This is a genomic window from Bacillus sp. B-jedd (assembly GCF_000821085.1).
Classification (GTDB): Bacteria; Bacillota; Bacilli; order Bacillales; family Cytobacillaceae; genus Bacillus_D.
This window is the reverse complement of the sequence record NZ_CCXR01000001.1, coordinates 1,962,579-1,989,077: the sequence shown is the minus strand read 5'-3', so window position 1 is coordinate 1,989,077 and position 26,499 is coordinate 1,962,579. Positions and strand designations below refer to the sequence as shown.

At 37.8% G+C, this 26,499-nt stretch carries 14 protein-coding genes and 1 pseudogene; 2 read left to right on the top strand and 13 right to left on the bottom strand.

From position 1 onward, the window contains the following. Window positions 1-73 precede the first annotated feature (73 nt). On the bottom strand, window positions 74-1,909 hold the full coding sequence (locus BN1002_RS09635) for a 3'-5' exonuclease (protein WP_082036197.1): 1,836 nt from the start codon (window positions 1,907-1,909) through the stop codon (window positions 74-76). A 200-nt stretch (window positions 1,910-2,109) separates the two neighbouring features. On the opposite strand from BN1002_RS09635, the gene BN1002_RS09630 reads away from it, so the two are divergent. Beyond that, a complete protein-coding gene (locus tag BN1002_RS09630; RefSeq protein ID WP_231575013.1) occupies window positions 2,110-2,469 on the top strand; it encodes an ABC transporter ATP-binding protein in 360 nt (119 codons plus the stop codon). Window positions 2,470-2,700: 231 nt separating this feature from the next. Here BN1002_RS09630 and BN1002_RS09625 read toward each other — a convergent pair whose 3' ends face one another. The 6 genes and pseudogenes from BN1002_RS09625 to BN1002_RS09605 all read right to left on the bottom strand — a co-directional run bounded on the left by BN1002_RS09625 (window position 2,701) and on the right by BN1002_RS09605 (window position 11,947). Next, window positions 2,701-3,048 (bottom strand): hypothetical protein, encoded by a 348-nt coding sequence (locus tag BN1002_RS09625; RefSeq protein WP_148362755.1) that lies wholly within the window; start codon window positions 3,046-3,048, stop codon window positions 2,701-2,703. Window positions 3,049-3,606: 558 nt separating this feature from the next. Then, window positions 3,607-3,754 (bottom strand): annotated as a pseudogene (locus BN1002_RS23685) (IS110 family transposase); the annotation flags it as partial. Further along, a complete protein-coding gene (locus BN1002_RS09620) occupies window positions 3,753-5,057 on the bottom strand; it encodes a TIGR02679 domain-containing protein (protein ID WP_269429819.1) in 1,305 nt (434 codons plus the stop codon). The pseudogene BN1002_RS23685 and the gene BN1002_RS09620, both read right to left, overlap by 2 nt. 13 nt (window positions 5,058-5,070) lie before the next feature. Beyond that, a complete protein-coding gene (locus BN1002_RS09615; protein WP_231575098.1) occupies window positions 5,071-9,222 on the bottom strand; it encodes a TIGR02680 family protein in 4,152 nt (1,383 codons plus the stop codon). Window positions 9,223-9,242: 20 nt separating this feature from the next. Then, complete coding sequence (locus tag BN1002_RS09610) at window positions 9,243-10,439, bottom strand: TIGR02678 family protein (protein WP_048824811.1); 1,197 nt, start codon at window positions 10,437-10,439, stop codon at window positions 9,243-9,245. Beyond that, window positions 10,436-11,947 carry a TIGR02677 family protein gene (locus tag BN1002_RS09605; protein WP_048824809.1) on the bottom strand — a complete coding sequence of 504 codons (1,512 nt, stop codon included), beginning with the start codon at window positions 11,945-11,947 and terminating at the stop codon, window positions 10,436-10,438. Before BN1002_RS09605 ends, BN1002_RS09610 begins: the two co-directional genes overlap by 4 nt. A gap of 466 nt (window positions 11,948-12,413) precedes the next feature. Here BN1002_RS09605 and BN1002_RS23680 point away from each other — a divergent pair, with 466 nt between their 5' ends. Further along, the gene (locus BN1002_RS23680; RefSeq protein WP_148362754.1) at window positions 12,414-12,599 is read left to right on the top strand and encodes a hypothetical protein; all 186 of its coding nucleotides are present in this window, start codon (window positions 12,414-12,416) and stop codon (window positions 12,597-12,599) included. Window positions 12,600-13,320: 721 nt separating this feature from the next. Here BN1002_RS23680 and BN1002_RS09600 read toward each other — a convergent pair. From BN1002_RS09600 to brxC, 6 genes are all read right to left on the bottom strand, one after another. Continuing rightward, complete coding sequence (locus BN1002_RS09600) at window positions 13,321-13,836, bottom strand: DUF2971 domain-containing protein (protein WP_148362753.1); 516 nt, start codon at window positions 13,834-13,836, stop codon at window positions 13,321-13,323. 104 nt (window positions 13,837-13,940) lie between these two features. Further along, window positions 13,941-15,998: a protease Lon-related BREX system protein BrxL gene (brxL, locus tag BN1002_RS09595; protein WP_048824806.1), complete on the bottom strand. Its 2,058-nt coding sequence runs from the start codon at window positions 15,996-15,998 to the stop codon at window positions 13,941-13,943. Between the two features lie 16 nt (window positions 15,999-16,014). Further along, window positions 16,015-18,567 (bottom strand): BREX-1 system phosphatase PglZ type A, encoded by a 2,553-nt coding sequence (pglZ, locus tag BN1002_RS09590; protein WP_331386309.1) that lies wholly within the window; start codon window positions 18,565-18,567, stop codon window positions 16,015-16,017. Between the two features lie 47 nt (window positions 18,568-18,614). Then, on the bottom strand, window positions 18,615-19,250 hold the full coding sequence (locus BN1002_RS09585; RefSeq protein ID WP_048824804.1) for a hypothetical protein: 636 nt from the start codon (window positions 19,248-19,250) through the stop codon (window positions 18,615-18,617). Between the two features lie 88 nt (window positions 19,251-19,338). Beyond that, entirely contained in the window at window positions 19,339-22,833 is a 3,495-nt protein-coding gene (gene pglX / locus BN1002_RS09580; protein WP_231575097.1) for a BREX-1 system adenine-specific DNA-methyltransferase PglX, read from the bottom strand. 81 nt (window positions 22,834-22,914) lie between these two features. Then, window positions 22,915-26,487 (bottom strand): BREX system P-loop protein BrxC, encoded by a 3,573-nt coding sequence (brxC, locus tag BN1002_RS09575; RefSeq protein WP_048824801.1) that lies wholly within the window; start codon window positions 26,485-26,487, stop codon window positions 22,915-22,917. Window positions 26,488-26,499: the final 12 nt, after the last annotated feature.

Here is a 26,499-nt window from a genome sequence, read left to right as displayed (position 1 = left end):
CATTCCTTTATAAAAATGCAATTATCTCAATGTTTTAAAGGCTTCGCTCGTCAATATTCTATCAACTACTTTATTACCTAACCCTCTTAACCCCACTCTTCGCCCGCGTCATCCCGATATACAGAAGCGACACTTCCCTTTCCTTGTCCTCCTCCAACGGAAACGGCATCGAATCCGTATTGACGATGAACACTGCCCTGAAATCTAGCCCTTTGCTGCTGTCGATTGTACTAATCTTAATCCTGCCATCTTCCTTTTCGAAAGAACGCTTCGTCTTCTCGTTCTCGGTGATCCAGTAGGATGGCAGCCCCGCATCCTTCAGTGACTTCTGTATAATATCAATAATTGGATAGGACGAATTCCGCTTCACCCGGTAAAGAACGAGCATCTCATGATAAGGCACTTTTCGGTCATCATACAGCTTCTTCATCAAGCGGGTCACCAGCTTCATTTCCTCATAGAAATTCTTCGCCCGGATGAGTCCAGGAACAGGCCCCTTCCTTTTCGTGCTTTGCGGGGCAATAATCTCCCCTTCCAAATCACGGTTCACAACCTTGTTCTTAAGGATCGAATGCTTCCGGTAAAAATCCCAAGCGAACTTGACAATCTGCTGCGTATTCCGATAATTGATCGAAAGGATCTTTGACCGGCCCTGGAAACTGAGCCCGGTATCCTGCACATACGACCGTTTCCGTTTGTAAATATCCTGCGCCCGGTCCTCGACAAGAAGCAGCGACTGGGTCTTCTCATTCAGCAGCGAGCTGACAAGACTGAGCCAATCCGCCTCAAAGTCCTGGCCTTCATCAATCAGGATCGCATCATATGTAGGCAAAATCGCTTCTTTCTTCTTAATCTTCTCAATAACAACACCAATCTGGCCTTCCCTGATTTTCAAATCATGCTTCAGCCACGCATGGAAATTTCGCACTTTAATGTTACGGTTCACAACCGGATTCTCGACACTTCCCCCGGCAAAATTAAAATCAAACAAATCCTCAGGTTCGTTCAGCATATGGGTAATCATCTGCTGGATCGAATTCGCCAAAGAAATATTGTAGCAAAGGATCAGGATATTCCAGTCAGGATGCTGTTTGGAGAGCATTTTTGCGCGGCTCGCCAGAATGATTGTCTTTCCGCTTCCGGCAACTCCGCGAATCAGCCTGTTTTTATCGCCCAGTTGCTTGGCCAGGTTTTCCTGATGCAAATCCATCGTCTTGATGTCATGCAGCGACAGCAGCAACTGATCCTGGTATGGAACCGGCGGCTTGAACTCCGCGCTGATCCGCACTTCCGGGAACAAGTGATAGCGCATCGCATTGATATCCTCAAACGAAAGCGGCTCCCTCAGCCGGAAAGGCACAATAAACATATTTAAAATCTTTTCCATCAAAATTTCTTCCGAAAACCCTTCCTTATCCGGATCAATTTCATCCCGGTTTAGGCAAAGGTCCGGCTCAATCACAGTATAAAGACCTTCTTCGACAAAATCCTTCGCATACAGTCTCGTGAAAACAACTCCATACCCATAAGGGAACTTTAAATTGAACTGATACTTTCCTTCGGTCTGGATCAGGTTTTTATCCTTTTTCAGGACATCAACAACCTTAAAGACATTTTCGCGTGCCTGCTTAATCGGACTTTTAATAACAGCCTGATCACCCGAAGTCGTCAAGATATGCCACTCGTCATGATTCAGCTGAAAAAGTGTATTCTTCGTATAATCCTTCACTTCCAGAACAACAAGCCCCAAATCAGGCCCGATTATGACAAAATCCGGCCGTCTCCCCTGGATTTCCGGCTCGAAATAAACGATATAATCATCAGGCAAATAAGTTTTCAACGTCCGGAACACAAGCCGTTCGCCAGCTGTCGCACTGCTCCGAATCGTTTCTGGAACTGTAACCGCCATTATACCCGCTCCAAATATAGTATTTTCCTTTATTATACTACATCCAACTAATCAACTACCTAAATATTTACATAATTTACTGAAACATAGTAAATTTAAACAAATTTCCCCATAAACCATTGTTTTTTCCTGGCAAAATCTTAAAATGGTAGTGTAGCACTTATAAATAAACCGATCATTTTCCGAAAGAGAGTGAAAACATGCTGAAAAGTATATTAAATATGTTGCTAGGCTCATCAGAACCGGCCAAACCACAACCAAAAGGAGTCAGCCAAGACGAAGTCGAAGCACTCGTCGATGCAAGAATAAAAGAACACGCTGCCACGCTCGAAAAAGCTACAGCAGGACAAATAAAAGAGCAGTCCGAAGACTATTCCCTCACCGATAAACAAATTGATTTCGCACTATCTTTGCTTGCAAAAGTAAAAGACTACGAACTTGCGGTACATCCTTCAACACTGACACTTAAGGATCTAAATAAATTCATTGCCTACAACAGGTTTAAGAACAAAGGGATACTAGTGAACCTGGAGAAAAAGGGAGTTATCAGAAAGAATTGATAACTTTGCTCGTAACCTTCATTTGCAGCTCGCGCATTTTCTAGTTCATACGATTCTTGGCAAATCGTTCAGTAAAACCTGAGTGCGGTCATGTTTTAGGCTCAAAAGTTGAAATGAAGAGAGTAACTGAAGTGCTGTATTAAATTGCCGCATTGGAAACAGCCCAACTTGCAAAATAATATAGAAAGAGGATGCCATCAGTTCCTGCATCCTCTTTTTTGTTCGATTTATTTAAAGTTCATAAGGATAATCAGTTGGTGGGAGAACAGCTTCATTGCCATTAAAATCAACAAAGTGTTTGTTCTTAAGGAAGTAAGCAATTTTCGCGCCTAAAAAACGGTCTCGGTCATTTGATGTAATTCCTCCTCCATAAATTATTACCTTTTGATTTAAAAGATCTTTTGAAGGCAGTTCTTTAAGTAAGAAGGAATATTCTTTGCCTATTTCAAAAGGGATTTGAGCTCCGCTAGCAGGATTATCAAACGTTTTTTCTGCCAAAAGGGTCATTGAGATTGTACCATCTTGATTTTTACCGATTCGTTTAATAGTGCCTTGTAAGTAATATAGTCTTGCATCCATCTGGATCCATTTTCCATCCGCTCTTAACTTGGGCTCTGACTTCTTAGTTGTACTTTCTTTGTTAGCAGTTTTTGTATCAGCTATGTTCGATTTCCTTGAGCTCACCACAGTTTATGTATCATGATCTTTTTTATGACTCTCATTCTTGTTTGAAATTGATTCTCCGCTACAGCTTATTAAAAGGAATGATGATAATAAAATGCAATGAATGTTTTCCTCAATAAATACCATCCTCCTAGGTATGATTTAAACTTATTATACCACCAGTTAACCATTTACTTCCAGATGAAAAAGAGTCATACCTAAAGGATTTTTTTATTTCAAAAAAGCGGGAGAATTTCAATTTCATTACCTAAAACCATGTGTTGACCGATTTAATGGGATATTAAATTTGTCTGATGGAAATGCCTTGCCGTGTAGGATTTAGGTAATTAGTATGGAGTGCGAATGTACAGAACCGTGTTGAAATAAATAAAAGGGGAAGAACTTTCAAATCGAACTAAAAGTTTTCGCCTTCAAAATACAATGAAAATTCGGGTGGTGCTGGCACCTAAACTTTAACTTGCAGCACAATGCAATATGGGACTGTTGTTCTTTATTGGCTTATTTTAGGTCGAGTTGTATAGTGTTGGTGCAACGCTGTAAAAGTTGGAGTATGGGCTACCAGTGGTCTAATTGCTAAATATAATTCACGCCGTAGACGACTAAATATATAAATCATTCATCACATATGTCAAAATTTCATCCAAAATATTTTCTTGATAACCTGCTTTCTTATGAGCTAGCATTTCATCCTTCACTTCTTGAAGTTCCTTATCTTCTATATTATTTCCTAATTGAGCTAGTCGTGATGGTTCTATGCTTTCATCTGATAAAGACTTAAGGTATGATGCTCTATCACAGAGAAATAAACGAACAGATTCACCATACCGACTTATTAACCTTTGGGCAATTCCTACTCCTTCCGGATCACAATCACCTGAATAATAAATAGTTCCTCCGTTTCGGATAAAGATATCCAAGAATTTCAGGGTAGCTAGTTTTAAGAAGCCATTTCCACAGATAATTGAAACATCCTTATTTAGCCTTATTAATTCATCAATGATATAGGATGATACACTTGAGTTTTCAATCATGAATACAGTATTGTTCTTAGCACTTACCATACTTAGTTTCATGACCTCTTTAAGAGGAAGATTCACAGCACTTTTTTCTGTCACTAAACCTCGCAATAACTCGTTTGGCTCCCCTGAATGATTGGTACCCTCTATATTAAAAATGGTGACATAATTAGTTAAATCATCTCTTAATAGGTTGAATTTAAACAATAACTCATTTATTTCTTCTGCGTTTAAGGAAGGTTTTATTTTGGCGCCGGTCATAATTTCTTGTAGAACTTGTAAGGCATGGATTAAGATTTCACCTCTCTCTGTTCCTCCGTCAAACGCATGAGGGTTTCGCGTAACTTTCGAAGCAAATATGGGCAGATAAACGGGTTCCTTCAAAGGGAACGATTGAAAAAGTAGAGATAAGGTCTTCAGATTCTTTTCAATCCCCGCTTTATTTTGTTTGAATTGGGCGTAATAACGATTATTTTTATTCTCTACACTCAATATCCAATCGACAATTTGGTGTAATTCATCTGGATGTTCAGGCGTTTTGAACGACAGAAAAAAAGAAGACCTATCTTCTAAATAGGTACTTGCGGCTTCTTTTTTGGTTAACAACTTTTCACCAACATATAACTCTACGATTTCCGTTAAGGAGATATCCGGGATCCATTTCCCATATTTGGTTTTCTGCAAGCCTCTTTCAAACTGTGATGCCGTAATGGTTATTTTTTTCTTTTTGGAATAATCGTGTCCCATCAACCCGCCAATTGCATCACGTTCCAATTCTGTCGGTTTTTCAATGATTACCGTTATTCCTTTCTCAAGTCTTCCATAGCTTCTGTAACGTTCATAAAAGGAGGAAAAAAGCCGATTAAAGCCATTTTCCTGTTTAAACATTTCAACTAGTTCCTCAAGTGGCGACATTGACCATTTCCCCTTCTTTTTCTCGTTGCATCCAAGCTTCATCTACGGTTACTCTTTTGTTTCCATTCCAGTAGTAAGATTGAATGGCTACAAACGGACGATTATCCGGTCTAGATAATTCGTATATATTAAGGGAAGGCACGGACTCAAAACATCCCCACAGCGACTGAGAATTAAGAATGTAGTTAAATCCCAGCTTGTAGATGTATTCAAACATTACATTGATGCTCTCTTCGTCCACACGGGCAAATGCTTCATCTAATGTGAAGATTCTTGGGGCATCTTCTCTTCCTTCCATATATTTAGAATAAAGAGCTGCCAGTACGGGGGTCACCATTGCCAAAACGCGCTGCCCTCCACTTAATTCCCCATAGGTGTTCCGGTTTAGTTTCTTTTCCTTATCCCCTTTTTTGGTGAAATATATTTCAAAGTGGAACCAGCTTCGGTAATCCAACACTTCCTTCATGATTTGTTGGAGATTAGCTTCAGCTTCATTTTCATATTTTCGTTTGGCATCTTTAATTTTTGAGCGGAAATGATTACTGATTTCATCAATATCTATCCATCTGGTATTTTTCTTCAATGCTTCTACTAGTGCTCGCGTGTTCATTTCCTCCGGTTTTTCCGAATCTTTCGGAACCCATTTGATTCGGAATTTAATTAGGTTTTTATGCTCCATAAATTTGTTCATTTCTTTTTCCCAAGCTTCCACATACTGTATCTTCCGTCTAATTTTGTCACCCAAAGTGTTAATGAGAATTTCTTGGTACAATTCTCTATCTTTTTCATTCGCATCTCTTTCCATATCCTCTATCCGTTTTGATAATCGGTCAACTACATTTTTTGGAGATAAACGGATTTCATCTATCTCTAGCGTAACAATAATTCGAGACATCTGTTCTCTGATGAAGTTGATACTTTGTATTTTCGTGTCATCTTGGGTCTCGTAGACGGGTATATGTTCTGACTGAGTATTATCTAAGATAGGTTCATACTTTTGATAGTCCACCGCGCATTTTTGAAAACGCTGATTCAATCTTTTCTTTACGCCCTCAATTTTGGTTCGATTTTTATCGATTAAATGCCCTAGTCTCGTGAGTGCATTTTGGGCTTTTTCTTGTAGGGTAACGATATTTTCCTCAAATTCCACGTACCCAAGTCTTACTTGTTCATGAAACAAATTTTCCCAAGCTTCGAATACCGTTTTATCAAACGGAATTTCATTTTGCTCTATTGCTTCGATTTGATTTGTGAAATCAGTAATATCACGCTTAGTTTCCGTCTCATCCCCGTATAGTTGGCGCAAGAGATTTGGAATGGTATCGTTGATTAATTTCGAAAGTTCCTCCACTCGTTGTAGAATTTTCTGTTCCCCTAATTCTTCTAATCGTCTATTCAGTCCCTTGATGGACTTATTAATCTTTTGGATATCAAGCTCGACATCCACCATATCAGAATGGTGATCTTGCTCTAATTGAGACTGTATTTTTGCTTGTTCCATGAAATTCTCAATATTATCGGAAGCTGTAACTCTATCTTTATAACTATTTTGAATGTCCTGCAAACACTCCGCATATCCGTCTATTCGAATGACCTCATCTGCAAGATAATCCACTTCCAACCTCATGATTGGCAAATCCATTCGCTTAACTGCTGTCATAATATCCTTTGATTCGTCAGTTAACAAGTTAATTTTTTCTTTTTTTTCTTTAGCTTCCGGCTCATACACATTCTTAATCCGGTCATTCTCCGATTCAATGTCTTTTAGCAATTCTTTTAATGAGTCAAGAATTGGAAAAGCACCCAATTCCGATTGGATATTTTCTTTTAACTTTTGAAAATCATTAACATTTTGCTCTAATCCATTTTTGGCGTCTTCATGGATTCCCTTTAGAGTTTGCAACTCTTCTATTTTTTTCATCCGAAAGTTTTCTCTTGCAGTTTTACCGATATAGACGTCACCACTGTAGAGAGAAGCCTTTCCCTTTACAAAGCTGGTTTGAAATGTACCATCGCCAAGAACATAGGCATCACCATGTTTCTCAAACGAGATACCTTTTAACACGTCGTTCCACTCTGGATTTTCAACAGCATGTAGAACCTGGTATAAATTTTTGTTTTTTACTTGGTTGTATTTCAAAACAGAAGCAAAGGAAGCAGCGCGTTCACTATCCTCTTTACCTACAATAACCGACAAAAGAATGCCCGATTCATATAATACGTTCTGGATAATTCTTTGTTCTTCGTTCTCAATGCCTTTATGGAATTCAAATGCTTCATAAAACGGTTGGAATGGTATCTTGTCCTGCTTTAATTTATCCCAATCTTGCTTTTTGGTAAGGACAAAATCCGGCTCCACCTCTTTTTCATTTTCCCACTCTATTATTTCATTCTGAATGGACAGAATAGTTTGTGTTTCATTTGATATTTCCATCTTCAAGCGTAGTACTTCGGATTGAGCCTTCTCTCCTATGTCAGAAACATGTTTTTGTAACTCACCCAAGTATTTCTCTTTATCGATTACATCAAAGATATCGTCCAAATTAGATAACAACCCGTCTACTATCTCCCTTGGAACAGCAAGTGATGTCGCCTCTTTTGCCCAGTAGGCTATTTTTTCTCCAATATGCCGTAATTCATCTTGATATTCTTCATCCGTCTCATCAATTCTCCTTTGGGCTTCATCGATTTTCATTCGAATTTCCCCAAGCGTGTTTTCCAATGTCGTTACATCTCTTCTCAGTTGTTCATATTTCTCTATTTCTCTTTTAGCCTTATTGATGGTCGCCCTATAATTTCGGAGTAACTGCTCCCATGTACGGAAATCGTAGTCCTTATCCTCCTTGTGATTCAGAGAGAAGTGTTCAAAATATTGGGAATGAAATGGAAAGCTCAGTTCTGTCGAAGTTTCTTTAAGTTCATCCATGTATCCAAGCAATTCTCTTTCTGTTTGTAGCATTTTCGCTTCGGATTCTTCATATTTCTTTTTATAGACATCATGCGCTTGTTTTGCAGCTTCTTTTTTTTTCAAAAGGGATTCGTATCGTTCTTTTTGTTTCTTTAATTGATTCAATTGTGAGTCTTTTTTACTTAGAACTGACTCTATCTCTTCCACACCTAAATCGGCTTTTTCTGTTTTATAGACTTCTAAAGAATCATTGGCTTGTCTAATTTCTTTGGTTATGGATCCGAGTTTGGTATTACTATCTTCTAGCTTTTTCCTCTTTTCTGCTAACCTCTTTTTTGTGCATTCATATTGTTTGTATGCCCTTAAAAATGAGTCAGCCTTCTCTGTAAAAGCCACTTCATTGTATTCCTGGTAGACTTCATGTAATTTCCGGATTTCCTTTAAATCTTCTTTATATGTAATGAGGTCATTTTCTAACCGATTGATTGATTCAATGGAAGAGGTTAACGGTCGAAGTTCTTCTTCAGTCAGCTGAGGCAATGAATCATTTAATACATAGGCTGCCCCTTCTGGTTTGTTTTGGTCACTTAATTTTGGGCTTCTCGCCTGAAGCAATAAATCAATTAACCCTTTATAACTTTCAAGATTTTCAAATCCAAATAGCTGTTTGTTAACCATTGACGCATATTCATCACGATTGTTATAGACCTTCCCACATTGAAGTTTCCCCTCAATCGTCATTCGCAAATCCTTTTCATTTCGGGGGATGGATCTTACTTCTCCATCAATCGTTTCGGTTGTATAAAGTCGTAAATCCCTTTCTCTATTACCAATTCGTTTTCCATTAATAATAAAGTACCAGACCTTAGGTTGTTTCTTCTCTCTATCTGCTTCAATACCCATTCCGATAGTTTTGGTCACTCCTGATTTCCCTTTTTTAAACTCCAATGCAATATACCCTATCCGATGGTTTAATCCCAATAATTCTTTTTCACCTAGTACGGTATCGGAAATTTTTCGTTCTCTTCCGCCAAATGGGTCTAATTTATGGCTTCTTACATCTCCGTCCAACAATATAGTGATAAGACTTTGCGTGGTGACCGACTTACCACTACCATTGTGTCCTCTTAAAACAGCACATCCATCCTTAAAGATTAGTTCTTGGTTCGGGTAATACCAATAATTATAGAAAACAGCTCGATTCATTATCCAACGGTCAATTTCATTCATTTCTTCCACTATGGTTCCTCCTATTGATAGAAGTAATCACCGACAAATCGAAATAGCCCCTCTTTTAATAACAGGGTGCCATCTTCCTGTTCATCAACAAAACTCCAATTCTTCATTTCCTTTAATAATGTCCCCCGTATTTCTTCTACATCTTGTTGTCGCATTTTTTTCGTCCAGAACTGACGGTACTCCTTTTTTAAATCCGAGAGAATACTATCACATTCGGTTTTGGTTAATTCAATTTTGTTCCTTTTATCCAACGGATACGCAAATGACCTCTGGTGAATATAATTCGCAAACAACATAATCAGTTTGGTATTCATGTTTTCCGTTGGGAAGACATTCTCACCCATATTAACTTCATTCTTCACTATCATGGATGTACGGTTATATCGTTCGAAGGTGTAGTCGGTAAAACGGTATAAGTTGTTGTCTACCCCCGCATAATAGTTTCGGATATACTCGATTTCATCTTGGGTTAATTCGTCATGATAGACAATTGGCTCAAGAAACAGGCGACGATAATAACGATGTTTCCTATCTATCATTTCTGTGTTTTCTTTTTGGAGATAGGCTATAAAGTCAGATAACGATTCCCAATTGGTGACATCCTCATTAAAGCGTCTCATAAAGTAAGAACTATAAAGTGTTCGCTGAAATAACACATCATGATTGTGGTTCCCGGCAAAATCCTCTACATCTTTATCTCGTACTTCTATTAAATCCATTTTTACTGCGTATTTCATGGTTCGAACTAAGGATAACCGGTTTTGATATCCAGCTCCTTCTTTCCAAACCAATTTGCCTTCTTCTTGAATTTGAATGTAGTCACACATATTTTTTAAAGAAAATTGTTCATTGACGTTTTTCCCTTCCAGAAAGGCAAGAATCCAAAAGAAAAAAGCGTAATCCATTTGGCTTTTAAAAACGGGTGTGCTTTTAACTTCCTTCTCCCCCATCCAAGAATGTGGGACCACTGGTATTTTTTCTACTTTGACCATATCATGATTGGATATTAACCGGTAACGAAAGGTATCTCGAAAGAACTTTTTAATCTCTACTTCATTGTCTTTAATTTGATAAAACAGCTGTTCGTTTTTATCCTTTAATACCCAGAAGCGTTCCATTAATTCATAGATACATTCCCTTACAACAGGTTTTACATGATTTTTCTTGTCATATTCTAGTTCTTCATCATGGAAAATATCTATTTTCATCTTTGCACCCCAAATTCAAAGACATAATCCGGCATTGTAAGTATTCCATCTGTACATTTTAATGAAATGTCGTCTTCCGATTGTATTTGCAGCACATACGGTATGCCTTGGTCAGTTTTTCCTTTCATTTTTTCTCTTCCATTGGAGTAACTAATCCATTGCAATAACATTTTTCTCATGAAAGGTGGAACATTTTCTAGTTCGGACAATTTGACTGTTCCTCTTTCGACTAACCTTTGTATTTCATTTTCCTCGTATTCTTTTTGCCTTCGTAACCGTTCAATCTCCATTAAATCCTCTGGTGTGGGTTCTATGGAGGCTCTTTTCCTTTCCTTTCTTACATTAATGTCTTTTGCACTTTTAATCGCTACTACTTCAGGTTCATGGTCATATAAAAATTTATCTGAATCGACTTCCCGATTAGCTTGTGAGACAAAGTGGTGAAGTTTTTCAACGTTGGTCATGGCAGCAAAACTTTTTTGACACAAACCTAAGTTTTCTTCGTTTTTGAATAAGCGGGCAATATGTTCAAAATCCTTTTTACGACTTTTGATTTGTTGGTCTCGTTCGCTGATTTGCTGCAAATATTTCGTGAAACGACTAATAGTTTCATTGGTTTGTTTCAATAGATAGTCCACAAACCGTTCATTGTATTCATCGTATTTGAACCATTTCTTTAAGCCATTCCATTGATTCATATAGATTTCTTGATATTCTTCTTCTGAAAGAGGCTCATCCAAGGAAGGCTTCTCTTTATGCTCCGTGATAAGTGCTATTATGACGCGATGGATGAGATCCTTTTCAATTTCACCAATGGAATACTCTATAATGTGAACATTCCTTTGGAGTGTAATAATAAAACTTGTTAAATACTCTGTAAATTTCAGCCGAAATGCGCTTATTTCTTTGTTTTGCATCGCATCATCGATGTTCCTACTATGAATAATCCCTAGATAGTCGGATGACTCTTTTCGTAGGTTATCAAATTGAGCGAAAATTTGATTCCAAAGCTGGCTAAGTTCTTTCCTTTCTTCTTTGCTCATAATAGACTTTGTTTTATACGTTTCTATCTCTATCATTAAACTGGAGAGGGAATTCACCAAATTAGAATCCAGTGAACCTTTCACCCGATTAATTTGACTATTTAGTTTTTCGAACAACCTTTCAATCTCAATGGTTTCAGGCGTACATTGATACCGTAATTTCCTACGATTAAAATCTTCTATCCTACTAACATTCCCAGAATCTTGATGAGAAATGACATTCCCCCAACCTTCTAACATATTTAAATCCGCTTCTAATTTAGTAAGATCATAGTCGATAAAGAAGTCTAAGGTATCGTTTTCCTTGATAAAATTCAGTATAGAATTCGGTAAAGATGGAGGAGCATAATATACCTCATGCTGATGATACAGATAGTGAATAATCGCCGTATAACGTTTGTAGTTCTCTTCACTTAGGTATTTAGCTTTTGTAAAGGGTCGGAGTAATCTTTGTTCTAGCTTCATTGTATTCTCCTCTGTACACTTAATTATTCAGAATTATCGTTGGTATATTTTTTTGTTCTCAAAACGCAATTACCGGATCTGGCATATAGCTTGATAACGGTTTCATTTTTTTAGTGAACTATAAATTTTCACTTCTTTATCCGGAATGGTATGTTTATGTTGGGTCTTAGTAGTTGCTGTTTCTTATATCCCATAAAAAACATTTTCTAAAAATTACTAGTTTAATTATAACAGCCTCTTAGCCTGCTATAAAACATATCTTAGTATAAATTTCCTAAAACTCCTTTATTTGTGAGTAAACAAAAAATGGAAAACATCATTAATTAGCTGCAGAAAATAATATTTTATAAAATGACCATTTACCAGAAATCTAAGAAAAGCATACTTAATATAACCATTATGGCGAACACTCTTATAATTCAATCGATTATTTGTAAAACAACTTGCTATAAAGGAAGCAATAATATTGAGGTTAAGAGTAAGCGGTAAAATCCATAGAGCTAACCAAACTTTTTTAAATATATCAAAATACCCTAATTTAAGAGAATTTAGGGAAAATGTAATTCTATATTGGAGAAGATTAAATAATGGGGATACTTGTATCGAAGAAGAAATACTTTTTGGGGTAAGGTTCTTGTTGAAGATATTATAGGAATAAAAGGGAATTAAAAGGAATCATTTTACACTTTTAATAGAGCGATTTCTGATTGAAATCGCTCTATTCTTTGTTTAATGATTCTTTTCGTCTAATGACGTAGCTCTATCCCGAAAAAAATTATCCATCCTTTATAAGATTATATGCCTAAATGGAATATGAAATTATATACTTATACAAAAATCGAAAATACATACATTTATTATTGAATTGTTAGTGACGGACTAAAATAACCGAAAATAGACGGCAGAAGATGTAATTGCAGATACATTGATGAATGATATATTAGAAATCTAAAAGGATTTATAATATCGTTGCTTCAATTCTTATGAAAGTGGGCAATGAAGCATAGTGGGGACGGTTCACAGTTTGCCGGTTGGCAAACAAAAACCGTCGCCCCCTTTTTATTTCAATCGCATAGAAGTAGCGGAACAAATCGTGAAACAAAATAATCGAGCGGTGTTACCGAATTGCGCCTGAACTATATTTATTTTTATAAAGTTTTTTAGCTAAAAAGGTTGGGATTTCTCCCAACCCTACATGTGACTAATATTGATAAGTTACTTTATTCTTAATGAACTTTTTAGGATATTTGCACTCGGATTATACTTCTCAACCAAATTCTCAACAATAATTTTCTGGGCTTCTGATATTTTCGGACCAAAAAGTATTTCCATATCCTTAAATAACTCTTCATTCAAATGCAAATCAATATGAGTTATCGGAAGAATATGATTCCGTAACTTTTCACTATCTGGTCAATTCCAGTCCTCAACATCATATCTAGTTCTTTCAATGTGAACGGAAGAATATGCAATTTATATCTATACTCTTTTTGAAAACTCCACGAGGCCCTTTTGAATTCCCCCATGTTTTCTGTAGTAATAGTTATATTTGACCTAATCCTGTCACGATTTTTTGGATTTAATAATGATTCATCTTCTGTATATGTGACGCTTATAAGCTGTGCTCTATAAGGCATAACAATTACATCATTATTTTGTTGTAGAGACAACAAGCCCTTATCATAGGTAATGTCTTCCTTTACCCCTTCCTTATTCGCTGGTAATATCTCGGTATCAAAAGGATACTCAGGCAAGCGAATTCTAACACCTGACATTTGAGGTGTATACATATTCCACAATGGTATAGATTCCCTACCATCTTTTGTCCAACAACTGACGAAGCAATATCGACCAAAATCCCCGAAGTCTTCTGTATTTTGTTCTTCCATGTCATCTACTACAGAGAGGTTAATAAAGCGAATTGTCCTTCCTATACTTTAAAATAAGTGCTAAGGTTTCTACACTGGTGTAATGATATAAATAACCTGTCATATCAACTTACCCCCAATGCCTTAAACACCGCATCAATCGGATCCGCATAAAACACTGGTTGCACTTTGACTAACAAATCAGGTGGAACTGTTTGCAAATCCATAACCGATGACGCTGGTATTAACACCTTTTTGGCCCCTGCATCTACACATACTTGCAAGACGTTCGCAAATTCTTCTACTTTTGCAATCGTACCACCGACAGTCATATTGCCGATAACTACAGTACTTTCTTGGACAGGCTTGTCCAACGCCCCCGAACATAGCCCGATTAATTCAGCAATAGCCAGTTCATCTGTAAGTCCAATGCCTTGAAGATCACTAATATGCATAAGGTAATCTTTTGTTTTTGTGCTAATTGTATTGCTAATACTTTTGCTGTTAGCTGTAAAGAAACGGAATGCAGTGTCTAAACTTTCTCTTGCTTCACGAGAAGAGCCAACCCCCGACTTATCAAATTTCCCTGTTCCACTTACAACCTGGTTTTCAAGCTTATACACACCAATCATCCCTGAGTTGCCATGTCCGACCACATAGACATGTCCTGGCTTGCCCATGCCCTCTGGAATGAGTTTTCCGCCCCCTTGTTCTGGAACGGAAACATACTCCTCTTCTAAAGTTTCCTTATCTATATAAGAGAACATGACATCGTAAAACTCCATACCACCGATCTTCTTTAGCTGTTCTTTGACACGACGGCGACCTTCCAATGCATACTTAATGATTTCTTCGATGTCTTCTTTCGTGTATACACCATGCGGATATATGAGTTTCACCATGCCTGATACTGTCTTGCGAACAGCTACTGTATCCCGTTGATTCAAATTGTTGCCGAGCTTAAAATATCGGTCGATTGAATCAGCAAATGAACGCTTTCGCATTTCCCTAAAGAATTCAGCGATATAATCAACGATGAATCCGTACTTATCGGTAAAAAAAGCAGGTCTCATTTTCGGAATTTCCCAACCAGGCATATAATAATGCATCCGATCGAAGAATGCCGTATCATTCGCCATTTCTTCGGGGAATGGAGCAAACAGATGTGATGTCTTTAGCAGTACATCAACACTTTGGTTGATATTCCCGACAAACACCATGGAGGCAGAAGCATTTTTCTCTTCTTTTCCTCTAGCAAATGAGCCTGATGCCATGTAGTCCTTCATGATTTGAATACCATCTTTATCTTTAAAGCGAATACCCGCTACTTCATCAAAAGCGACGCAATCCCACATGCCAACCAATCCAATTTTTCGAGTTGACATGTTGTAGAAAAGATTTGCAACAGTAGATTGACCACCCGACACTAAGATGGAGTTAGGGGAAATCTCTTTATAGACATGGGATTTCCCTGTCCCACGGGGTCCAAGTTCACACATGTTAAAGTTATTTTCAACCAGTGGAACGAGTCGTAACAAAAGATGCCACTTCACTCGCTCTTCCAACTGTGTGGGCTCCATTCCAGTGGAACGAATCAACACATCAATCCATTCGTCCTTCGTAAATTGCTTCCGACCTTCAAACACTTCCTTGATATCCATATTTGGCATTTGAATTGGCTGTAGGGTACTTACACTGAACGGATTGATATTCCGAGCCTCTTCATCGTAATAATAATCAATTTTAACCATACACCAAATTCCGCCGACAAGAAGTTTGTCATATTCTTTCACGAAGTTAGAAGGTACAGGAACGCCTTTCAACCCTAAATTGGAAAATTCAGCTTCATACTGATCCAACTTTGGATTTAGTGCCACAGTCACTTTATCAATAATGGAATACTGCCCCAGCTCCCGAATGCGTGATTTAATCTTTTCTGCCTCGTCTGGACGGACGAAGTTATCGGAAAGGATCTTTTTAACACGCTCAACACCCTCTTGGATGCTTTCTTCGTCGTCCGTGGCCGCATACATACCAAGTAAGTATTCCAGCACATAGACAGGCACATTTGCCCCTTCTTTAATCAACTTCGTCAAGTCTTTACGGACAACACGACCAGCAAAGGCTTCATTCAACTTTTTATCGAGATCCAACGTCAACGCCTCTTCCACACTCTCTCCCACAATTACACCCCCTCAATTAAAAATCAAAATCACTCACGATTCCTAAATTGATGGAAAACGGTACTTTTTCAGTCACAACGCCCGTTTCCGTATCTTTTATCATTAAGTAATACATCTTGTTACGATCATACGAAATACTTTTCAGTACAAATTGTAACTTAAAAGTCCGATCGGCAGGATTATCAAACGAACGATCACCGATAATTGTTTCTTCATTTGATAAAACATTCCCTTCTGCATCAGCCATGTAAATGACAACTGTTCGAGGGATCATCTTGTCTTCCACTTTTTCGGTTTGGAAGAAATCCAAGTTGAATATGCTATTCGTAATTTTGCGTGTTGTACTTGTGAGCCTAACATCAACCTTTTGGATGACTTGGGAACCTCTTTGTCCTGCCCGTTTGTTTTTAAAGGCAACTAACGGAACAACAACTTCCTGCAAACTTGCCCCACCATGCACAAAGTTCACGCCAGTACCTTGCATTCGATTACGAATCGTACCATTCGGTACATAGGCAGTAAACTGATGTTTATTTTTCACAACGGAAGAGAGGTCTATTGTCAGTTGTCCCGAAACATCACGTTTATCTTTTGAAAGTACATAACGACGCTTCACTTCAACCGCATCAACTATTTCATTGCCAATCTTATCGCTCTCTTCCAGTGCATCTCGCTGATAGAGGAAGCCATGATCAGCAGTAATATAAATGTTCGTTCCACTTAAATCATCCCGAATGATTTTCACCAAATCGTACAACTGATTTAACGCTGTCTCCACTGCATTAAATGTGTAAATTTCCGTTGAAGCTTTGTCGCCCATTGCATCAATCGTATCATGATAGAGATAAACCAATTTCTTCCCTTTAAACGTTTCACGTCTTCCTGCCTTATTCATTGCCAACACTTCTTGGAAATGAACGGCAATGCTCTCTTCAACAAAGGACTCAATAATTTTCTTACGATTTTCAAGTCCCGCTGAATCTTTACCGTCGACAAGTACACGGCCGTTTTCGTCAAAATCAAGACTTCTATGTGGAAGCAATGAGGCCATTCCAAGCTTAGTGACAGATGGCACAACCCCAAGCATCGTCTGCATGTCACAGACACCCATCGTTTCAGAGTTCAACCGTTCTGCAAGTTCAACACCCACTTCATATCTCATCGCATCCGAAATGATGACAAAGACACGATCGCCATTACGAATATGCGGTGCGACAATGGATGAATAAAACGCTTGCTGATTTTGTACGCCAGGAAGCGACCATTCTTCGGTCATTTCCGCTTTCACCGCTTGTGACCAATGCGAACTCAACTCTCCCATAAACCAATTCGTATACAGATGTTCCACAAGCTCTTTCAGCTTTTTCAATAATTCGTGGTTGCTTTCTTCATCGTACGCAACGTAAAACTTGCGGTAGTATGTATCCATGACGTGATATTCTTTACGATACGCATCAAACAGGTCGATTGCCCGACCCTGTGGAATGCCTTGCTGATGTTCTTTATGGAATTCATGCATCTTCACCGTATAATAGAGGGCTTCGTATACGGATGCATATTTTTCGTAATAATGCTTCGCTCGTCTCAGCTTAATGAGCTTTGTGTATTCCTCATAATCTTCCAGCTTCTCCATCAAGCTATTAGCAATATGAATGATGATTGCCTTGTCGATATACGGGAATGTATCCGCCTGCTTGAATTCATCAATCGGAACAGTTTGCAATAGGCCCGACAACTGGATTTCTTGTTCAACCATTTCGGCATATTCATCAAAAACTGTGTAATCCGTTTTGTGGTGCATCCAATGGTCGATGAATACCAATGCATTCGCTTTGTTTCGTTCGGCAATAAAATCTTGCACTGCCATCAAATAATTTTCGCTCACGGAATGATTGAACGCTGTCACCGTTAAATGAATGAACAGCGTCTTCAACGTCTTCGTTTCACGCTCGTAGCCGTAATGATTCGCCACATATGCCCAAAACACGTCAAGTTCAAAGAATCGCTCCATTAGCGACAAATACTTGTTGTCGTTATCATCCAGCGTATCCATTAGCACCGTTTTTAACACCGCTTCAAAATCAGGAGTCTTCACGTTGCAAAGAACACTCATGATCGCCAGTTCGATCGTTTCTTCTGTATAAGATTCGATGCCAAATGCCTTGAATTTGCGGAATCGTTCTTTGTTATTAAAGAATCGTTCATGCTTTTTAACGGTCGCTCTAAGTGATGGGTCAATGTGAAGCTCACTCAATAGAAGAGACACCCGATCTGCAAAAAACGTCTTCGAATACAACACCGTATCCGCCAGCCAGTTGTCCTCTACACCTAACTCCACATTCGTATAGATTAAATAAGAAGAAGTCGGATCTTCTTCCTCTAATAAATGCTTCATGTAGAATTGGTTGTTATCCGATAATGTTTGGACTTTAACACCAGCAATCGTCAATTGCTCAATTTCTTCAATAAATTCTTCGTCCTTGTCCACCCAGAACACAATTTTTCGCAGTTCTCCGTCTTTTAGGGGTTCGTTGAAAATATCTTGTAATGCGGATTCAATTTGACTCATATTCATTAACCTCACCAACTTTCATAAAACATTATTGCCCCAATCTCTCACTCATTTTCAGCAAGCAAAAAATCATATAAATAATGGGATGCAATTTGATTCAAATTCTGTCCTATCTCTTTGAACCTTTCAACAAAGTTCTCTAAATCAACTACAACATTATCAAATGTTTCTATATAGAAATGTGATACATATTTCGTATCAAAAGGATACCTGGAAAAGTCCATATTATCTTTATTTTTTCCGTCATCTTTAGTTTCAATTTTTAAAAATAGTTCCTTAATATAATTCTCCAGATTGTTGATCAACTCTTTGAAGGCTTTCTTGCGGTCCTTATCAATCTCAAATTCATTAACCCTTGATTTAACTACATTTAGGATTTGCTGAATATCATGTCCGCCTTCTACTCTCTTATCATTTTCGAGAAGTATATTAATCGTCCATCCAATCGCCTTCAAATACAATTCAATTGCATGGTTTGCACTAAATAGGATGGGGTAGATTATGATATCTGCTTTTTTATCCCTATTATCTTTTAATGCCTGTTCAGCTAACATAATAGAAGATTCCATAAACCCATCAGCTATGGTCAACATATTTTTAATAGGATTGTGTCTTTCAATCCGCCAATTTATATAGGCATTTTTGTCAATATCAATGTTATCTGAAAACACACCTTTCATTATTTCACCTCTTTTCAATTGTCGGGATTTTTTATATCTAAAGTTGAAGAGAAGCAATTCAACATATGAATTGCCCCTCGTTGTAAAGTCAAATCTTCGCCACTAACCCCTTAAACTTCTCATAATTCACTTTCACACCATCGTCAAGATCAATCTCAATCTGCATATCCGCCATATGGTGCAACAGCTCATCATACGATTTTAACTCGTCAATTTTCTTATCAAGCGATTTCAATTCTCTCTTCGCACCGTTGATTTCCCTTGTTGTTGAATCCCCATTAATGATTTCAAGCAAATCATTTTTCTCCGCATCTAAGCGGGTCTGAACTTCATGTAAATAATCCGTCCGAATGCGAGATAACGTTGTTTTATCATATCTATGCATATAAATGAGACAATTGAACGCCTTTTCTCGTCCCGATGTAAACAGCCAGTAAATCGGTCGCTTCTTATATATTTGTACATGATCTTTATAGAAATCATTCAAAAAGTAACGACGCAATGCCTCCCTTGCCGTTTCATTCTTTCTTCGTCCAATTGCACCCGCAACGAAATCGAGGTTTTCTTCAAGTGTTTCTTCACTGAAGGTTACTCTGACGAAATCAATGAACCTTGTAACGATGTCGTCCTCGAAATATGCACCTGGCAAGATTGGAAGGATGTTGTCTGCGTCTGTTGGGAATGTTTTATAACAAGATGTATCAAACTCACCACCTGCATAGATGAGACCTTCTCTGTCAAGGGAATAGCGACCGAATGAACAGCCGATTGCGTATGAGATGTAGCTCTTGACTTCTCGTTCTAAATTGGCTTTACGGATTGTCACATCTGCATCATTTACCTCTGGTGTAAGTTCCTCTTGTAAACCATAAGTTTCAATAAATATGCGGTTTAATTCTTCCTCATTCGATTTAAGTTGATTGAAATTTCTTTCAGTAAATTGATCCCATTTGGTAAAAGTGGATTCAATAGTTTTTGAGGAGTAATTCATTAATGGATGCTTTTCGAAATTCCATGAAATCTCAAAACTGTCCCAATCAAGTTGAGATATCTCAATACTTTCATTAACCATCCGATTAATCTCCGCATTTTTACTCTTCTCCAACTTTATAGGCAATTTTAATATATCACCGACTAAGTAATGCATTGTAGAATTCATTACACTTAAACTTTCAGATGCAATTTTTGAATTCAAAAATGCCAATATATATCCCATTTGGTTATCATCAAAAGGGAAAAGTGTAGGAGCCTCAACATTAAATAAGTGTCCAGAAGGTAAATATCTTGCTCCAAATCCTCCCGAAGTCGTATGTGACCATGTGATACCTTTTTTAAAGTAGAATCTATCATTTGCCATTGCATTTAATCTACATCCGCGACCTTTTCTTATCTCATGCCCATCATTTTCCCAATTAAGAACATAGTCCAAATTACCGTACCACTTTCTATATGACCCTCCTTTAATTTGCGGAACCCATTTTTTCTTTGAATTTAAAAATTGATCCCTACTTTTCATGTTATAAGCCACTTTGGTATTTTCTACTTCGAACCATTGTTTTAAAAACAAGTCATTATTGCCCGTTTGTAGTCCGCTTTTTGCTTCTCCCAATTCTGCAATTTTTTTATCATGTTCAAAGCTATTTGTCAGTTTATTACTAACCCAATAAGCAATAGGCATTCCAGGAATCTTTTTGAACTCCTCCATGGGGAGTATGTTATTTCTATTTTCAATAATAGGAAACTTATTAGGCATAGTTTTCTCATCAAGATCTACAAACTTTATTTCATTATAGGAACCTTTGAATTCTTTTATTTTTGTATTTCTTATTATTGTAGCGGCCGTCCCAAATGCAATGCCCATTACCATATTGTCCATGTGTAATAGTGTTTTAATAGTTTTATGCTTAATAATATTTTCTCTCATTTTTTCATAACTCGATAAGAACATCCACGATTGCATTGTAACCATACTATTAAAGCCATTGCCTTTTGTTAGTTCAAAACCTTTCTCAATAAATGAGGCAAATAAATCTGCTTTAGCGTTTGGATGGAATTTATCAAGGTATTTTGTTAATTTCTCGTTCATACCACTTCTACCCATATACGGCGGATTTGTACAAATAACATCGTATTTTTTCTGTAATATCTCTGACTGCCTCAATAATTGTGGTAGTTTTTCCTCAACCATTTGTTTGTCAATAATCCCCAACAGGTCGGTTTCCCCTTCTTTATATTCTTTAAAACAATGAAAAAGAAACTCATACGAAAATGGTTCAACACTTAATAAAGAACCGTACTCCTTCGCATCTGTGAAGCTATTTCGGATAGACTGTAAACTGTTTTGAATTTGAACATTGTCTTTAGCAATATTTTTAATCATCTCTTCTGAAAGCCAATTACTTTCTTGAATTGCATAGATAATTGGATTGATTGTATGCCTAAAGATCCTTCGGGACTTCTCTCGTGCCTTCATCATCAACGCAAAAGAAGCCAACTGCACTGCACGATCATCAACATCCAAGCCGAATAGATTTTTTTCTAAAATCAATCGAGGAATTTCATTTTCCATATATCCTTTCTCAAGGTACATATCATAGAAAACATCAAATGCATATACAAGGATATGTCCGCTTCCACAAGCTGGATCAAGGAATGTAATTTCTTCAGGATTCACATTCTTATAACGAATCTCTTCAAGTTGCTTAATTGCCTCGCTTTCCTGCTCCGCTTCATCTAAATAATATTTCCACTCATTTTTCAATGAACTTTCTGGATAACTTTCAAGCCATATGCGACCCAACGAGTTTTCTACCATGTACCGAACAATCCAATTAGGCGTGAATAGCTGAGTGGCCGCAGGTAGTTTATCTTTTGATATTTTGATGTTCTTTTTAAGATTTGCAAATACCTCATCTTTTTCTTCTGAAATATAATACTGATAGAGCCACCCGATAATCTCAACATTTTCCCAATTACCTTCTGGAATGACTTCAGTATCTGTCATTTGTCTAACAAAAGAATCCGTTCCAAGCAAACCTTCTGGAAAGAGAATTTCCGTATAGTCCTCAATGGTCTCGAACATGAATGGCATGAAGCGGTTTAAATCATTACAATGCATTTTAATCAGATATTTGAAAAGCTCGTCTGTATCATTGTTCATTTTCATGTCGTAAACTTTTTCTTTATCTAAGTCAAGATCCAGTGACAATGCTTCTTTCATCATATCTGGCTCGGCACTGCCTGAAATTGAAGAAAGGACACGCACTTTTGTTGGTAGATAGTCGTTTACTTCCATGTATCGTAATGCGATAAAACGGTTGAACCATGTGTATGCCGTTTCTTCCATAACACGATTGAACCCAATCTCATTGATGCGGGAAATTAGTTTATTCCGTTGTCTTCTTTCTGTATCTGTAAGCTGTTTGCCGTCAATAAAGACGGCATCGGAGCTTTCAACATTTGCTTTTTGAATAGATTCGGCTGTAATGCCAAGTTTTCTTGCTTGAAGTTCTACTTTTTCCAGCAACTCTACTCGTGCTTCGGTTGCGAATTTTTTCAGGGCTGTTTTGTTCAAATTAGTCACTCCTTTGAATAGGGTGCCAGGCACGGCCACAATTCGCGGTAGGACACGAATGGATGTCCATGTCTGGCACCCGTTGGTATGTTATTCAATAAACTCGATTTGTTTATTCGATTTGATGATTTGTTTTAATTTATGGGATAACGTATTGATGTATTTATCGACATCATCTTCTGTCGATAATGTTGTCACGGCAACAAGTTCAGTTACTTTTACTGCCTGCCTTTGAACAATCGTTTTAACAGGAGTCTCAACGATCGTCCCTGTATTCGTTTTTTGCTCTTCTGCTTTCCGTCTTTGCCACTCAGCAATTTCCTGTCTGATTTCTGTCGCTGTTCTTTCTTTATAGCTTGCACTTTGGGAAATTGTTGCATCGACTTTGAAGACATCTGTAAAGGCATCAAGACTATCTTTTAATCGGTTGTAGTGATCATCGACTTGTTGTTTTGTTTCATTTGATACGCCATACTGCTTTGCCAGAATAGACAATTCATCATAGTCTACTTTTAACTTTTCACGGGCATTGTCTTTTTTCTCGTTTAGGACGAGGTTTATTTTTTCATTAAACGCATGAACAAACTCTGGGATGTCTTTGATTTTCCGATAAGGAATTGGGTCTTGGATAATGGATCGTAGCTTTTCCATCTCTCCAGCTACTTCTTTTCCTGACAAATATGTTTTAATTTCCTCGTACTTGGATAGTGCCTCCAAACCTTGATCGAAAATATCTTTTTGATTTGTGCCGAAAAAACTTTTCACATAGACGATATCTTCTTCCCAATCTGCCAAATCATCTTCCAGTTCCGTTAGCTTCGTGAAGAAAGAAGCGTTATCGAGTTTGCTGTCAAATTGCTCGAAGTATTCAAGTCCTTTGTCGAGCAAGCTCATACCTGGATATTTTCTACCTTCATAACGGGCTTTGTATGCTTTTATTTCAGCGATTTGCTTTTCAATTAATCCAAGGATATCTTTTACGAGTCCATCCTCGTCATCGGCTAAATCCGTCGTATTGAAAATGTCTCTGCACACAGTTCTTGCATTACGAATCAGTCTTTCATCCACTTTCACACGCTTTAGGATGATTCCTTTGTCAGCTTCATTTGTTTTTGCAAAGATCGTCAGCAATTTGTTCGTATCTGTTTCTGGCTCTAAATACTCGGCGTTATAACGGATACGGATACGTTGCTCTTTTAATAATTCAGCTATAAGTCCCGCAATATCGAGTTGCTTCCAGCCGTATGGTTTATCCTGGAAACGCTCGTAGACAAGTTTTACTCGATTTTGTTTCTGGATTTGATCTTGCATATCAATAAAGTCATAGACTTCCCGTTTGGCTAATTCATTTGGCTTTGTTCCAATTGAATCGTCTAATGACAGTTGGTCATTATCTGATGCTAAAATAGCAATCAATTGTCGCTCATTCTCCAAATGTTCTTTCACATAGCCTAACTTTGTATAAACGTTATCAACCAGTTGTTTGAATGCTGAATTGATTTTCTCTCTTACAGAAGAACCTTTAATATCCATTTTATCGCCGTTTACGAAGAATGCTCCGTCTTTAATGGCATCATCCAACAGTTCCCGTACTCTGCGTCTACGCTCACGCACTTCTGCTTGCTTGTTGTTCAAGATGTTTTGTATGTTTTCAGGGAGCTGGGTAATGTTCTTTTTCTTGCGATACTCTTCAATTCGTAACGCTTCTTCCATTTCCTCGACATATGCCTCATTGCCACCAAGTTTAATGATCATTTCTCCACTGCCCGAAGTCATCATCATCATTTCCTGATCGGACTTATAGTAATGGTCTGATAGCGGGGATAGAATTTGCAACCCGATGCTCGATGTTTGGTTACCGTAATTTTTCTCATCCATTTTCTGATTGTAGGAAAAAGCGTATTCTCTTGAATAATTGAATCGTTTATCATCGTACAAGTCTTGGAAAATATAGTTTGCCAGCTCCCGCTTGACGATATCTTCATCAATGTTCATCTGTTTGATTTCACGGTTAATATCCTGCTCATCATCCGTTAAGAATAGGTAATAATCACCGTTCTTTTGGATCAATGTTTGTGAAATCAATTTACGAAGGGAACTTTTGATTTTTTCTTTTAGTTGTAGCTTGTCTTCATCAATATGCGTCACCATAAGCGTGGCGATATTGTCGATGTTTGCTGGCAGTTCTTTAATATATTTGATCATGAATAATACTTTTAGTAAGTCCGTATTAAATGGATCGTCTTTTAATGCAGGGTTTTCATTTGCCCCTTCAATAACCCTTGAAATAGACGGGTTAAGGAATTCTTTAATCGTATCGTAGAAAGCGTGGAACGGAACGAGCGTGCCTTCTTCTGCATCTTTGTAGCGAAGCCCCGCTTCCTTAAACGCTGAAAGCATTGAACGTTCCCCTTCTGACAAGTGTTTTCCTGATGAACCATGCTTCCTTACTTGTTCAAACACATTCTGTAGTAGTTTGAATTGGTACGGAACAAATGGATAGACATCTGCAAATTCCTGTTCATTTTCGTAACCTCTTAGATCCGCCGTACTTTCACGGAAGCTTATGAGGTTTTTCAAGATCGCACTTTTTTCAGGGTAGAGAACTTTAAGTTTGTCATTGACATGCGGGTGCTTCTCCAAAATACGTTTCTTGATGACCTCATCCACTGAAATAGAAGATAGAGATAGTCTTGTATCAAAACGCCCTTGAATACGAGAGAAGTCATCACCTTTTACTTTGACGATTGAGTCAATGCTTTCTTGTGATGTCACCATAATCCATACCTTCCCGTGTGCATGCGTCCCTAAATCCTCCGCAAGCGTCTGCAAGTTGAGCATGAGGTTACGGCTGTCTCCAATGTATTGACCGATTTCATCTACGAGGAAAACTAAATGGAAGTTCGGGCCTTTTTCGTCAATGTATTCTTTCACGTCTTTTGAGAATTTCTCGATGCTAATTTCGAAGTTATTAACCCCGTTTTCGAACCAATTGCGTGCCGATTCCTCAGACATATCCGTCACTTTTGTTAATGCACCAATGACAAAATCAGCGTCAAAATAGAAGCTGTTACGACGTTCTTTCCATGGTTCTCCTGCTAACGCTTGGAACTCCTGTTTAAACGCTTCGTACACACCTTGCTTGTCCAAATACTTCTCCATCTCCGCAACGCCTGGAATGTCCCCGTAATAGCCTCTATGTTCGTAAAACACTTTCATGAAGACACGCAAAATCGCATCTTCTTTTGATTTGTTATCAAGCGAGCTTTTCGAATCAATGTTAAATAGAATCGTTTCTGTATCCACGTCAGCCGTACGCTTCATATTGGCGTAAACAAGTGGATCTTTTACCTTTTCTTCAAAGAAATCAACTGGCTTCTTTCCTTGTACAGCTTTGTTCTCTAATAGGTAGGCAAGAATTTTAAGGAAGTGGGATTTACCCGATCCGAAGAAACCTGAAATCCACACACCCATTTTGTCAGTTTTACCGTCGATTCCCTTTTGATAGTTGTCGTAGAACTTAGAGAAATGTTTATGTAACTCCTGTGTGACGACATACTCGTCCAGTTCCTGATAAATGTCCGCTTCACTTGTTTGGGCAACTTTAATAACGCCACGAATATCCCGTTCAATATCTTTTAAAAACATATCTTTTAGTATCATCTAAAATCCCCC

What these genes read in the sequence shown, in the direction of transcription:
- BN1002_RS09635 (WP_082036197.1), bottom strand. Translation starts at nt 1,909, where the DNA reads ATGGCGGTTACAGTTCCAGAAACGATTCGGAGCAGTGCGACAGCTGGC.
- BN1002_RS09630 (WP_231575013.1), top strand. Translation starts at nt 2,110, where the DNA reads ATGCTGAAAAGTATATTAAATATGTTGCTAGGCTCATCAGAACCGGCC.
- BN1002_RS09625 (WP_148362755.1), bottom strand. Translation starts at nt 3,048, where the DNA reads ATGGATGCAAGACTATATTACTTACAAGGCACTATTAAACGAATCGGT.
- BN1002_RS09620 (WP_269429819.1), bottom strand. Translation starts at nt 5,057, where the DNA reads ATGTTTAAACAGGAAAATGGCTTTAATCGGCTTTTTTCCTCCTTTTAT.
- BN1002_RS09615 (WP_231575098.1), bottom strand. Translation starts at nt 9,222, where the DNA reads ATGAATGAAATTGACCGTTGGATAATGAATCGAGCTGTTTTCTATAAT.
- BN1002_RS09610 (WP_048824811.1), bottom strand. Translation starts at nt 10,439, where the DNA reads ATGAAAATAGATATTTTCCATGATGAAGAACTAGAATATGACAAGAAA.
- BN1002_RS09605 (WP_048824809.1), bottom strand. Translation starts at nt 11,947, where the DNA reads ATGAAGCTAGAACAAAGATTACTCCGACCCTTTACAAAAGCTAAATAC.
- BN1002_RS09600 (WP_148362753.1), bottom strand. Translation starts at nt 13,836, where the DNA reads ATGGAAGAACAAAATACAGAAGACTTCGGGGATTTTGGTCGATATTGC.
- pglZ (WP_331386309.1), bottom strand. Translation starts at nt 18,567, where the DNA reads ATGAGTCAAATTGAATCCGCATTACAAGATATTTTCAACGAACCCCTA.
- BN1002_RS09585 (WP_048824804.1), bottom strand. Translation starts at nt 19,250, where the DNA reads ATGAAAGGTGTGTTTTCAGATAACATTGATATTGACAAAAATGCCTAT.
- brxC (WP_048824801.1), bottom strand. Translation starts at nt 26,487, where the DNA reads ATGATACTAAAAGATATGTTTTTAAAAGATATTGAACGGGATATTCGT.